The organism is Acinetobacter sp. CY81 (genome assembly GCF_059515925.1).
Window position 1 is genome coordinate 45,187 of the sequence record NZ_JCAKNC010000010.1, and the last position, 12,961, is coordinate 58,147.

Annotated in this window: 11 protein-coding genes; 6 read left to right on the top strand and 5 right to left on the bottom strand. The window is 39.3% G+C overall.

Annotated elements, in window-relative coordinates; all coding sequences use genetic code 11:
* Positions 1–119: 119 nt before the first annotated feature.
* Both AC5YDM_RS11525 and AC5YDM_RS11530 read left to right on the top strand, forming a co-directional pair.
* On the top strand, positions 120–716 hold the full coding sequence (locus AC5YDM_RS11525) for an LOG family protein (RefSeq protein ID WP_496152257.1): 597 nt from the start codon (positions 120–122) through the stop codon (positions 714–716).
* The gene (locus tag AC5YDM_RS11530; RefSeq protein WP_496152258.1) at positions 716–1,120 is read left to right on the top strand and encodes an NUDIX hydrolase; all 405 of its coding nucleotides are present in this window, start codon (positions 716–718) and stop codon (positions 1,118–1,120) included. Before AC5YDM_RS11525 ends, AC5YDM_RS11530 begins: the two co-directional genes overlap by 1 nt.
* A 76-nt stretch (positions 1,121–1,196) precedes the next feature.
* Here the strand turns inward: AC5YDM_RS11530 and AC5YDM_RS11535 are convergent, their stop codons facing one another.
* Positions 1,197–1,841 carry a ComF family protein gene (locus AC5YDM_RS11535; protein WP_496152259.1) on the bottom strand — a complete coding sequence of 215 codons (645 nt, stop codon included), beginning with the start codon at positions 1,839–1,841 and terminating at the stop codon, positions 1,197–1,199.
* Positions 1,842–2,047: 206 nt separating this feature from the next.
* Positions 2,048–4,093 carry an ATP-dependent DNA helicase RecG gene (gene recG / locus AC5YDM_RS11540; RefSeq protein WP_496152260.1) on the bottom strand — a complete coding sequence of 682 codons (2,046 nt, stop codon included), beginning with the start codon at positions 4,091–4,093 and terminating at the stop codon, positions 2,048–2,050.
* Between the two features lie 45 nt (positions 4,094–4,138).
* Here recG and AC5YDM_RS11545 point away from each other — a divergent pair, with 45 nt between their 5' ends.
* Together AC5YDM_RS11545 and AC5YDM_RS11550 are read left to right on the top strand one after the other, a co-directional pair.
* Positions 4,139–4,915: an NAD(P)H-binding protein gene (locus AC5YDM_RS11545; RefSeq protein ID WP_496152261.1), complete on the top strand. Its 777-nt coding sequence runs from the start codon at positions 4,139–4,141 to the stop codon at positions 4,913–4,915.
* Between the two features lie 66 nt (positions 4,916–4,981).
* Complete coding sequence (locus AC5YDM_RS11550; RefSeq protein ID WP_496152262.1) at positions 4,982–5,341, top strand: hypothetical protein; 360 nt, start codon at positions 4,982–4,984, stop codon at positions 5,339–5,341.
* Between the two features lie 135 nt (positions 5,342–5,476).
* On the opposite strand, the gene plsB is transcribed toward AC5YDM_RS11550, so the two are convergent.
* Positions 5,477–8,050 (bottom strand): glycerol-3-phosphate 1-O-acyltransferase PlsB, encoded by a 2,574-nt coding sequence (plsB, locus tag AC5YDM_RS11555; RefSeq protein ID WP_496152263.1) that lies wholly within the window; start codon positions 8,048–8,050, stop codon positions 5,477–5,479.
* A gap of 305 nt (positions 8,051–8,355) precedes the next feature.
* Here plsB and AC5YDM_RS11560 point away from each other — a divergent pair, with 305 nt between their 5' ends.
* Together AC5YDM_RS11560 and AC5YDM_RS11565 are read left to right on the top strand one after the other, a co-directional pair.
* On the top strand, positions 8,356–9,231 hold the full coding sequence (locus AC5YDM_RS11560) for an acyl-CoA thioesterase (RefSeq protein WP_496152264.1): 876 nt from the start codon (positions 8,356–8,358) through the stop codon (positions 9,229–9,231).
* Positions 9,232–9,486: 255 nt separating this feature from the next.
* The gene (locus AC5YDM_RS11565) at positions 9,487–10,743 is read left to right on the top strand and encodes a dicarboxylate/amino acid:cation symporter (protein WP_496152265.1); all 1,257 of its coding nucleotides are present in this window, start codon (positions 9,487–9,489) and stop codon (positions 10,741–10,743) included.
* Positions 10,744–10,904: 161 nt separating this feature from the next.
* Here AC5YDM_RS11565 and AC5YDM_RS11570 read toward each other — a convergent pair whose 3' ends face one another.
* The gene (locus AC5YDM_RS11570; RefSeq protein WP_496152266.1) at positions 10,905–11,849 is read right to left on the bottom strand and encodes a metal-dependent hydrolase; all 945 of its coding nucleotides are present in this window, start codon (positions 11,847–11,849) and stop codon (positions 10,905–10,907) included.
* Positions 11,850–11,980: 131 nt separating this feature from the next.
* Complete coding sequence (yihA, locus tag AC5YDM_RS11575) at positions 11,981–12,841, bottom strand: ribosome biogenesis GTP-binding protein YihA/YsxC (RefSeq protein ID WP_496152267.1); 861 nt, start codon at positions 12,839–12,841, stop codon at positions 11,981–11,983.
* Positions 12,842–12,961 lie beyond the last annotated feature (120 nt).

The following is a 12,961-nucleotide window of genomic DNA, read 5'->3' on the forward strand; positions in this document are numbered from 1 at the left end:
TGAATGTATTTTAGACAAGCTTTGCTCGAATGAACACAGCTTACCTCACTAATTATTTTAAAAAAAAGTGCTTCGTTTAGTTTTAAAGCATCTGTATATGACAACAAGGTTAAATTTGTATGAAATCAATCGCTATCTTTTGTGGTTCAAGTTTAGGAACTGATGAAATTTTCGCTCAAACAGCAGAACAGACAGGTCGACTGATTGCAGAACGTGGTCAAACCTTGGTTTATGGTGGCGGGCGATCTGGTTTGATGGGTATTGTTGCAGATAGTGCTTTAAAAGCAGGTGGTAAAGTCATTGGTGTCATTCCGCAAGGTTTGGTTGATCGTGAGTTGGCACATCCAGATTTGACAGAACTTCATGTCGTCACCAGTATGCATGAACGTAAAACACTAATGGCAGACTTATCCGATGGTTTTATTGCACTACCGGGTGGAGCGGGAACAATTGAAGAAATTTTTGAGCAATGGACATGGGCGCAGCTCGGGATTCATTTAAAACCATGTGCATTTTTAAATGTTGAAGGCTTTTACGATAGTCTATTGCAATTTATTCAACTGACCACGGATAAGGAATTTACACGTAGCCGTTTTACTAATGCTTTAATTCAGTCAGATTCGATTGAAGATATCTTAAAACAGTTCGAAAGTTTTACACCACCAGAGCCGAAATGGGGTGTAAAAGATCATAATGATTTGGTGAAAGTAGATTAATGAACGTCATAACCGTCGCTGCTGCGATTATTTTAAATGAGCAACAACAACTCCTCTTGGTACGCAAGAAAAACACTCAATTTTTTATGCAAGTGGGTGGTAAGTTAGAGCCAGATGAGTTGCCTGAGCAAACCATGCTCCGTGAAATTAAGGAAGAAATTGGTGTAGATGCAACGATTGAACAATTTGTTGGTCGTTTTGAAACACGAGCCGCTAATGAAGCAGATCACTTGTTGGTGAGTTATGTTTACCATGTGAGTATTGATCAAGTACCACGCATTGATGCTGAAATTGCTGAAATGAAATGGGTGAGTTTAGAGGTTAGTCAAGCATTTTTAGCACCTTTAACCTCTGAAATAGTGATGCCTTGGGTTCGACAAAATTTAGTGTCTACGACTGCATGATAGTAGCCAAATACCAATATGAATTGATCGTTTGATTGATAAAAAGAAGCGAGCCATAAGGCTCGTTTTTTATGGCTCAAATTTGTGTAGCTGCGATACATGCAATTTCAATCTGTTGGCAACCTAGTTTTTCTAATGCATTTGAAAGAGCACGGATGGAGCTTCCTGTGGTCACGACATCATCAATAATTAAAACCTTTCGGTATTTACGTCTTTCTGCTTTGATGACTTGAAACTGCTCAGTGATGTTTTCCATTCTTTCAACCCGGCTTAATCCTTTTTGAGAATGCTGAGCGAGACGAATGACGGGTTGCCAAACAGGGATGTTCAGCTTTTTTGAAAGTAGATTGGCAATGATCAACATCTGATTGTAGCCACGTTCAGCCAAGCGCTCCGTTGAGATAGGCATGGGTACAATCGCCTGAACTTTAGGTAGGCGTAATTGCATTAAGCTATGTGTAAGTAATGTTTGAAAATGGAGTTGCTGTTCATATTTATATTTTTGAATCAGACGGTCGATTGGGAATTGATAATTTAAAGCGACATGAATCTGCATTTCATTACGGAAAAGTTGAGTTTGATGGTCTTGCTTAAACCAAGGGAGTTGCTCCCAACAATCATGACATAGTGAGTGTGATTGTTGATGACCTAAGCCACATAAGCTACAAGGTGTAAGCCATCTTATGTGACTCATCAATTGTGGGATAAGTTTTAACGTCATATTTTTATACTGTTATCAATTTATTTTTATTGGTAAGCAGAATGACCGCTCTATCATTTAATCTACTTTCTTAGCATATTCTAAAATCATGATTTATTGTAAGCATCTAACGTGTATTTAGACGGATGAAATGATGATGATTTCTTACATCATCATTGAGTTGCTTAAAGTCTCATGAAGCACTTTAAGCTTGTTCTAGAGAGTGATTACACAAATGCATATCTCGGTGCTTCAGGTAGCCATCGTTTCAGTAAAGCTTCTGCATTTAGTGGATGGTCTTTCAGGATCTCACCAGCAACATAATGTGCTTGCGTGAGTAAGTGGTCATCACGTTCCAGTTTGGCAACTTTAAAACCCATATCACCTGTTTGTTTAGTGCCGAGTAACTCACCCGGGCCTCGAATTTCTAAATCCTTTTCTGCAATTAAAAAACCATCATTGGTTTCACGCATAATGCGTAAACGCTCTTGACCATTTTGCGAGAGTGGACTTTTATACAGCAGGGCACAAAAGCTTGCAGTAGCTCCACGACCAACACGACCACGTAGCTGATGCAATTGTGATAATCCTAAGCGCTCCGCATTTTCAATGACCATGATCGATGCATTGGGTACATCGACACCAACTTCAATCACGGTAGTCGCAATAAGCAGTTGCAGTTCATTGTCTTTAAACTGTTGCATGACAGACTGTTTTTCATCAGCTTTCATTTTGCCATGCACTAAGCCAATATTTAGATGTGGAAAACGTTCTTTAATTTCTGCAAAAGTCGCTTCAGCTGCTTGTGCATCTAAAGTTTCTGATTGTTCAACTAAGGTACAGACCCAGTAAGCTTGCTTGCCCTCTGCACAGTTCTGTGCAATACGTTGTAGAACTTCCTCACGTCGATCCAAGGGGATGGTCACGGTTTGAATAGGGGTACGACCTGGAGGAAGTTCATCAATCACAGAAGTGTCCAAATCACCGTAGGCAGACATGGCGAGTGTCCGTGGAATAGGCGTTGCAGTCATGACCAATTGATGTGGTGTTGTGTTATTGACCCCTTTATTGCGTAGTGCTAAACGTTGATCAACACCAAAACGATGTTGTTCATCAATAATCACTAAACCAAGTTTGGCAAATTCAACATTGTCTTGAAAGAGAGCATGAGTCCCGACGACGAGTTGAGCTGAACCATCTTTAATATTTTGCTCTGCTAAAGCACGTGCTTTCCCTTTTTGTTTTCCTGACAACCAAGAGACATTGAGTCCCAAAGGTTCAAACCATTTTTTGAAATTTAAATAATGCTGTTCGGCTAAGATTTCAGTCGGTGCCATCATGGCGACTTGCCAACCTTCTTCCAAAGCATGACATGCTGCAACTCCTGCGACTAAGGTTTTGCCTGCTCCGACATCACCTTGAACCAATCTCAGCATCGGTTTGTTTTGCTTTAAATCTTTAACAATTTCATTCGATACACGCTTTTGTGCATTGGTCATTTCAAAAGGTAAAGTCGAGAGTAATTGTTTTGCAAAGGTTTTACTTGGTGCAAAAGCGGGTGCAGCAATTTTTTGTATAAAAGCACGACGTGTCAGCATCGTAATTTGATGAGCGACCAATTCTTCGAAAATCAGACGTTGTTGGGCAGGGTGATGACCTTGTGCCAACTGCAACATATTGGCATCAGTCGGTGGATGATGAATATAATCCAAGGCTTGTTTGAGGGCATAACCATTGGTGAATTTCTCAGGTAGAAGCTCGGATAGATTGTCACTGTGGTGGGTCAGCGCCTGTTTTACATATTCACGTAGTTTAGGTTGTGTTAGGCCTTCAGTCGCAGGGTAAATGGCGGTGAGTTCGGTTTGAGGGAGTGCCGTGTGCCCTGAGATGAGTTGAATCTCGGGATGATACATTTCCAAACCACGAGCGCCTACACGAACCTCACCAAATATCCGTAGTTGATTGCCTGCCTTGGCACGATCCATTAAAGCTTTATAGATATGGTAAAAACGCAGGGTAACTTTGCCATAATCATCTTGCAGAAGAATCGCCATGGACTTGCGTTTACCGGGAGGCATGTCGATCGACTTGACGATACCTTCGAGCAAATAGCTACGCCCGACTTGTAATTGGTTCATTGGAATGATCGTGCTACGATCTTCATAGTCACGCGGTAAATGAAACAATAAATCGTCAGTGGTGAAAATGTTTAGTTTTTCAAGCAGAGCAGCGGCGGCATTGCCAACCCCTTGCAATTGATGGACTGCGGCCATGTCCCCTCAACTTAGTTCAATTCATGTAGATGAATAGGTCGTATGATGCATATTTTATTTATTGGTTATGGTAAAACATCACAACGTGTTGCTAAACAATTATTCCAACAAGATCACCAAATTACCACAGTTAGTCGGTCTCCGAAAGATGATGTCTTTGCTGAACATCTTCAACTGGATATTCATCAGCTTGATTTATCAAAGATTGAACCTGTCGATATGGTTTATGTACTTTTAGCACCTTCTCGTAGTTCGGAGCTAAGCAGTGCTGAGAATTATCAAAAGACCTATGTGGATTCAGTTCAGCCTATTGTGAGAGCTTTAAAAGCACATCCTGTTCAACGGATTATTGTGGTTTCTTCAACACGTGTTTATGGTGAAGATCAAGGTCAAATCATTAATGATGATTCACCGATTATTCCGAAAGATGAGCAAGGGCATTTGTTGCTGAAAATGGAACAATTGTGGCAACAGGCTTACCCTGAACAAGTCATTATTGTCAGACCTACAGGAATTTATGACGGTTTAAGTCAGCGGATGATCAAATTGGCTGAAACGACAAAGTCATATTCGAATATTCACTGGTCGAATCGAATTCATATCGATGACTTAGCTCGATTCTTAGTACATTTGATTCACGTGGAACATCCTGAAAAATCTTATATTTGTACGAATAATCAGCCTGAACCTTTGCATGAAAGAATATTGAAAATTCAAAAAGAATTAGGTTTACCTGAGTTGGTTTTAGAAAGTCAGATGGAAACAGGGAAAAGGGTTTTTGCGAAGAGGATGGTAGAGAATGAGTTTCAAGTGAGTATCTAGAATTAAGGTAAAAATTAAAAATGAACTCACAATTATTTTAAAGAAACTATAATAAATGAGAAATATATGAAAAAATGGGAAAAAATTAAAGGTGTAGATGGATATCGAATTCCCTGTTTAGTGGGTTTTTCTTATGATGGAGCTGAATTAATTATTCAAGTTAAATTAGGCAATCAAATAAAGACTATTAAATGTGAGGGGGTATTAAGCTTTAAAATGATAGAAGAAGGCAGTGCTTTTCATACACTTGAAGAACAAAATATAGATGGTAATACTTGGATATTTAAAACAGATTCATCTACTTTAATTGATTGGTTTAATTACGAAAGTGAATCAATACATTCTAATCAATTAGCTTCATATATTATTGTGACACAAGATCAATTCTTTGAGTTTATAACGCATACAGAGCTTCAGATTAGCTAATTTTATCCAGCTATAATTATGTTAGATGTTATGTAAAACATTTTAATAATACTTATAAAGCATTTATGGGTTTTAAAATTCTTTAAAAAAGCGACTTGAAAACAAGTCGCTTTTTTAAACAAGAATAGAATAAAACTATTTCTTCTTACGCTTTAAACGTTTCTTCGCTTGTTGCTCTGCAACGGCATCCAATGCATCTTTCAGTTCTTCATCGGTAAATGAAGTAATGTGTTGAAGCATTTGCAAAGTCACATCATCTAAAACAAGGTTTGCGTATTGAGCCACATTTCTGAACTGCTCATCAAATACAATCGAACCTTCTTCATTCTTGCTGATATAACCTTGTTCAGTTAAGACCTTAATGAAGCTTTGGAACAACGCTTTATCAAAGAATTCAGGAGAGTTGAATTCATATAAAACTGATAAACGCTGACCCAGAAGATGACTCAAATCTTCAACTTGTTTAGTTGAAATATTGCCTGAACCACGCTGAGTAATCAGCGCTAAAGTCATGTAGTAACGCTCAAGACTTTGACGAACTGGTGCTGCAAGTACCACTAACTGATTATGATCTTCAGAGTTCGGTGCAGGGCAGAACAGACTATTTTGATCATCAATCGAGATTAAATTCGACTGTGCGAGTGCATCAATATATTGTTCGATCTGCTCAGCTAGCTCTGATTGTTCCCATTTAAGGAAAAGTTCAGCTTTTAAGAATGGATAAAGCGTTGAAATCACACTGATCATATCGTCTTTGCTAATACGACCATTGTGTTCAACCAGTGCAGCAATCAGCGATGGAAGAACAAAAGCATGCAGAATATTATTACGGAAGTAAGTCAGCAAAACGGCTTGATTGTCTTCAATCGCAATGATGTCACCCAAGACATGCTTCACACGCTTAATCAGTTTAAGTTTTAAACCATAAGCAATGATTTCTTTACCTGATAATGGCGTCACTTGCATACGATGATCGTATGGTAATGCTGTTAATAGGTTGCGATAAGTATCGAGCTGTTTAATACAGATTTCTTCATCAAGTGTATGCTTTGAAGTCGCCAAAAGAATTAAAGATAATAATGAAACAGGGTTAATGACCGCAGCTCTGTTAATGTTTTCCAAAATCGCTTGTGCAGAACTATTTACCGCATCGGACACTTCCTGCGGAATAGGGTCATCATTCTTTTCGATTTTGACATTTTCAGCGCCGTGTTTTTTCAACATATCATCTAAGAAAACAGGTTCGCCAAAGTTGACATAAACTCGTCCGAAAATACGTTCGATTTTACGTAAGGTTTGGATAATGCCAAAAATAGACTCAGATTCTTTCGGCTTACCATTCATCTCACCGACGTAGGTTGCACCTTCCATCAAACGCTCATAACCAAAATACGTTGGTACGAAAGCAATTGGCTTTTCACGACCACGTAAATGACTATGAACAGTCATCGCAATCATACCTGTCTTCGGCGGAAGTAAGCGTCCAGTACGCGAGCGACCACCTTCGATGAAATATTCAAGCGGTGTGTTACGTTCTAAAATACTATGTAGATACTCTTTGAATACTGTCGTGTATAAACCATTACCACGGAAGCTACGGCGAATAAAGAATGCGCCACCACCACGCAGTAACTGACCGACAAACGGCATATTGAGGTTATCACCGGCTGCGATGTACGGCACCATCATGCCACGTTTATAGATTACGTAAGACAGAAGGAGATAGTCGATGTGACTACGATGACACGGTGTATAAATAATTTCGTAATCTTTAGCTAACTCACGAACCGTATTGAAGTTATGCACTTCAACGCCGTCGTAAAGTTGTGTCCATAAGCGTGTTAAGGCTTGCTCTGCAAAACGTACAGTTGAGTGAGAGTAGTCGGACGCGATTTCATTGACATAACTAATCGCACGGCGCTCTGCTTCAATCAAGCTAATCTTCGAACGAATACTTTCTTTACGAATTGCTTCTTTGACATCTTCAGACTTAATCAAAGACTGCATCACATTACGACGATCTGATAAATCTGGTCCTAAAACGATTTCACGTTGACGATCAAGGAAATCATTTAATTGATTCACAATGTAGGTCGCAGGGGATAGGTTTGGATGCGTACTTTTCGCATAACTCACCAATTCACGTAAAGACTTCGCTTCATGGAACTCTAAATACGATTGACGACCATGTAGACCAATATTCATCAGCTGTTTTAAAGTGCTTGGTGTCGCCCAAGTATCTGTAAATAGCAACTTAAATAAAGAATCTTCTTTATCTGGTGAACGACCCCAAAGCACAGTCACTGGAATCAACTCGATTTCAATCTCAGGATTTTTTTCAGTTAATTCAATGAGACGCAGTAATCGAGGAGGAAATGCATGTTGAGGTGGATTAAGCAGGTTGGTTTCGTTTTGATGTTGTAAGAAAACCACCGCAGCTTTTTCTTTATGTTCACCAATCACCAACGGTTCAAGCGCAGGTGTCAGTTTTAAGCGACGTGTTTCGCCATCGACAACGAGTGCATTACTTTTAGAGTAGTTCTGCAAGATATAACACACCACTTTTTGAGGTGTGTTTGTCGATGCTTCAGTTTGATCTGAAACTTGAGATTCTGTTGGAACTTCTCCAAGAACATGCGGTGTTACTACAAGGTCAAGCAGCTTACTAGAAAGCCTGCGATACATTTGACCAAAGCCACTCTTGGACATAAAAACTCCTAACCGATGACGAATTACGCATGACAGCGAATAATGTGCGTTATTTTCTTAAATATAAGCCAAAAACAATATGTCATTTTCTAACAAATTGCATGGAAATTGGTAGATTTTATCGTTAAAAATCGTATTTTTAGTGATTATAACAAATAAGCAATGTGACAATACAGTCAGCTAAACTTTAGTAAAAAGATTGGGATTTATGGCAATATAAGCTTTGTCGTAATCGCGGTTATGCGTTGTTAGGTTTCTGGACTACGGAATAGCAATGCATAGAAAGGTCAGAATGAAGGTTAGATATGAATAATTTAACGCAAGAACTTGTTGATTTGCTTACTTTAGAAAAATTGGAAGAACATATTTTTCGTGGGAAAAGCCTGAATTTAGTTGGAAAACGTGTCTTTGGTGGACAAGTTCTCGGACAAGCACTTCGAGCGGCATCATATACAACAGATCGTCCTGCACATTCATTGCATGCCTATTTCTTATTTGGTGGTGATGTCAATGCACCCATTATTTATGAAGTAGATAAACTGCGTGATGGTAAAAGTTTTGTGAGTCGTCAGGTACGTGCGATTCAACATGGGCGAACTATTTTCTCAGCAATGATTTCTTTTGCTCATCCTGAAGAAGGTTTGGATTACCAAATTGCTGAACCTGAATATCCAAAAGCTGAGGATTTAATTTCTGAGCAAGAGCTGAAAGAAAACATCATTAATTTTGTGCCTGAAAATATCCGTGCGGCATTCATGCGTCCTCGCCACGTTGAAATTCGTCCCGTTTCAATCAGCAACCCATTTCAGCCTCAGCCTGAATCACCTTCATACGCGCACTATATTAAAACACATGAAAAATTGGCTGCTGAAATAGCCAATGATATTTCACTGAATCAAGCCATCGTTGCATTCTATTCAGACTATACCTTGATGATGTCAGCACTTCGTCCACATGGTATGAATTACCTGACGCCAAGTTTGCAATGTGCCAGTATTGACCATGCCATCTATTTCCATAAACCTTTAAAAGCAGATGAGTGGATGCTTTACGATATGGATGCAACGGTCAGTGCCAGTTCTCGTGGGTTGAATTTTGGTAAAATGTGGCAAAACGGACAATTGGTTTGTAGCACGACTCAAGAAGGCTTAATGCGTTTAAGAGAAATTGAAAACCAATAAGTTTTCGTATTTATACTTAAGCTGTTTTATGCATTCAAGAGCATCAAATCAATATCGCTAAGTTTCACAACGATATTGAATGAAAGCCCTGTTTAGCTCAGGGCTTTTTGATGTGCGAAATGAGCGTGCTAAAAACCGCTTTATTATTTATAAAGTATTCAAAATAAATACTGAGCTTCTCACAAAAAATCTCTCGATTGACTGAAGTTGGCATGGCATAGTGCAGTCAAGTTTTTAAAAATAAAGCATGATGCTATGAGCTTGAATACGCAAATTTTGATTGCCGCAATATTCGGTGTCGCATTTGGTTTTTTATTGAATGTCTTTCCAGACACCTCATTTTTCACAGGCAGTATTTACGGGTTAGGGTTAATCAGCAGTATCTTCATTGGATTGCTGAAACTTCTTTTGATTCCTCTGATTTTCAGTTCAATCGTCGTTGGGGTTTCAAACCTGCAGTCGGGTGGACAGCTCGGAAGAACTTGGAAAATCACCCTTGCTTGTTGTGTGACCACCACCACGCTTGCTTTAATTCTAGGATTGGCCTGTGCGCATTTATTTGATGTGGGTAAGGGCGTAGATGTTGCTTTCTTTAAAGATGCGATGGATCAGCACACTTCTCCTGATACGCTCACACCGTCTTCATTTTTTACCAACTTTATCCAAAATACTTTAATCAATCCTTTTAAAGCATTCGCTGAAGGTAATGTCTTGGCGGTGGTTTTGTTTGCCTTGATGATCGGTGTGGCGTTGGTCAAAGGTGGTGACAAATTTAATAGTGTACGTCAACTGAGTCAGCAATTTTTTGACATTATGATGTTGATGATTGGCTGGGTGATGAAAATCGCACCCTTGGGTATTTTTGCTTTGTTGGCGAAGTTGATTGCCACGGAAGATATCTCAGTACTCAGTCGTTTGGCTGAATTCGCTGCTGTGGTTACTGGAACGACGATTTTCCATGGGGTAGTGGTATTGCCACTATTACTTTGGGTTTTCGGTAAAATGGATCCGATCACCTTTTTTAAAGGTGCTAGAGCCGCTTTAATCACTGCATTTGCGACCAGTTCAAGCTCTGCCACCATGCCTTTATCACTGAAATGCGCACAAGAAAATTTAGGGGTGAGACCTCAAACCGCAGGATTTGTGATTCCACTAGGTACACAATTAAACATGGATGGCACTGCTCTATACGAAGCTGCGGCAGCGCTGTTTATTGCCAATTTGATGGGGTTGGATCTGACGATTGGTCAACAATTAATTGTATGTGCAACGGCTATGATTGCATCTTTGGGTGCACCTGGAATCCCAAGTGCGGGCATGGTGACGATGATTATGGTACTTCAATCTGTGGGTTTACCTGCTGAAGCTATTGCGATTTTACTCCCGATTGATCGCTTATTGGATACCGTGCGAACTGTGGTGAATGTTCAGGGGGATATGATGATTAGTGTGGTTGTGGATCGCCATACTCGTGACCATGATGAACAAGTTGATACAATTTCACCGAGTTAAATATCGTTATCTAATATTGTGTTGATCATCACTTTTAATGGGTTTGTTTATTATTGGATGAAGTGATGATTGATTTTCGATAGGTATAATTGAAATTAAAAGCCTGCAATATGAATTATTGCAGGCTTTTTTGTACTATTGAATAAATAATGAGGGTTTGATTAAGCGACCTTTAACGCAGCGCGTTTTGCTGCTGGTGATTGATCAAGATAAGCAATCGCATCTTCAGTCTTCGCTTCATGTACTGGATCATACCACGGCATCAAGTAGCCCAATTGTTGTGAAACCAACCATAATGGATGTGGAAGGATACGGTTATCTTTTTGAGCGATACGCGCCCATTCACGCCAGATCCAAGGTTTGTACACAGCAGGTTTTATCGACGCATAGCGTGGATCTTGGCTCATAATATGTGCTGCGCCATCAACCCATAAACCAAGCACTGCGGCAATGACAATCACGCTTTGATAATAACGAGAAATGTAGCCACCACCGAGATGTCGGTACAAATCAAAGGCAACGGTACGATGTTCAATTTCTTCAGCGCCATGCCATTTAACCAAATCTAGCATATTGGCATCTGCACCAAGTTCACCCCACTTTTTATTGTAGAGTGCATATTTACCAAGTACACAGGTCATGTGTTCAACCGTTGCCACAACACCTAAGCGGAATAAATCCCACTGATGTTCGAGTACTTCTGGAACTTTGATCCCAAGTGGTTGATCTGCGAGTAATTTACCAAATAAAAAATCCATAATATCTAAATTACGTTGAATATCGATATTACGTACAGTTAAGTATTCTTTGTTTGCAGAATTATGGGCTTGAGCATGCATGGCTTCTTGACGAATAAATGCTTTGACGTCTTCTGCTAATTTTTCATCGGTAATTTTCGGTAAAACTTTGTTATATAGGCGGCAGAACCAAAACTCACCCGCCGGCAAAATATTGTTAATTTCATTAATAAAATAACTGGTAAAAGGTTGATCTGGAATCCAATCCACTGGGGTCTCAGCCCATTCAAATTTAACTTTACGCGGTTTGATGTGATATTGAATAGACGATCCGATCTTACTATTTTTCAATTTAGCTAATAGTTTCATCACATTTCCTGAATTATTGTTGTGTTACATATTCTTCAGTATAAAAAAATGTCCCCAATTGTACTTAGCAATTGGGGACATTCATCTATCAATATGTGATCTTTTGTGTCTAACAAAAGTATCTCGACTGATTATTTATCTAACTTTTCAATATCTTGTTCAGTTTCAGTTTCAGTTTCAGTTTCAGTTTCAGTTTCAGTTTCTAATTCTGAATCGGCATCTACATCATTTTCCGAAGCTTCAGGAATCGCAGACATGTCGAAACCTTGCGGATATTCAAGTGTGTAGTTCAAACGACCACCCATTACACTTGCTAACTCTTCAAGACCAATACGGTTTAGTGAAGAGAACAACTGAATAGAGAAGTTCAATTTCATTTTTTTCAATTGAGCTTGTACTTCTTGCAGTGTTTTAGACGCAGGACCACGATTCAATTTATCTGCTTTAGTGAGCAGCACGTGAACGAATAATTTACGTGAATGTGCCCATTCCAACATCATCACATCGAAGTGTTGTAGTGGATGACGAATGTCCATCAATAACACTAAACCTTGCAGGCTTTGACGGTGAATCAGGTAATTCTCAAGTTCTTTTTGCCACACGATTTTCATGGCTTCAGGTACAGCAGCATAACCATAACCCGGTAAATCGACTAAACGCTGATCGGGATTACCTAAGCTAAAGAAGTTGATCATTTGTGTACGGCCAGGGCGTTTTGACGCACGTGCCAATTGTTTTTGATTGGTCAAAGCATTGATCGCACTTGATTTACCTGCGTTAGAACGACCTGCAAATGCGATTTCATAACCTGTGTCTTCAACACAAATGTTAAGTTTTGGCGCACTCATTAAAAATTCGGCTTTACGTAACCAGTTGAGAGCTGAAACAGCATATTCTGTGATCGCAGGATCAACCGCCTTTTCATAGCTAATCTTTTGTTTAGGCGCGTTTGATGTCTTTGAATTCTTAGACTTTCCACTACTGCGATGCATAACTCAACTTCAATAAAATGACCAACAATTGCGTATTATAAAGCAAGTCGGGAATCCAAGCGAACTTTGTCGGCGAGAGTTTTAAATTCTATCTAATAAGCATCATTTAAATATTCAAGG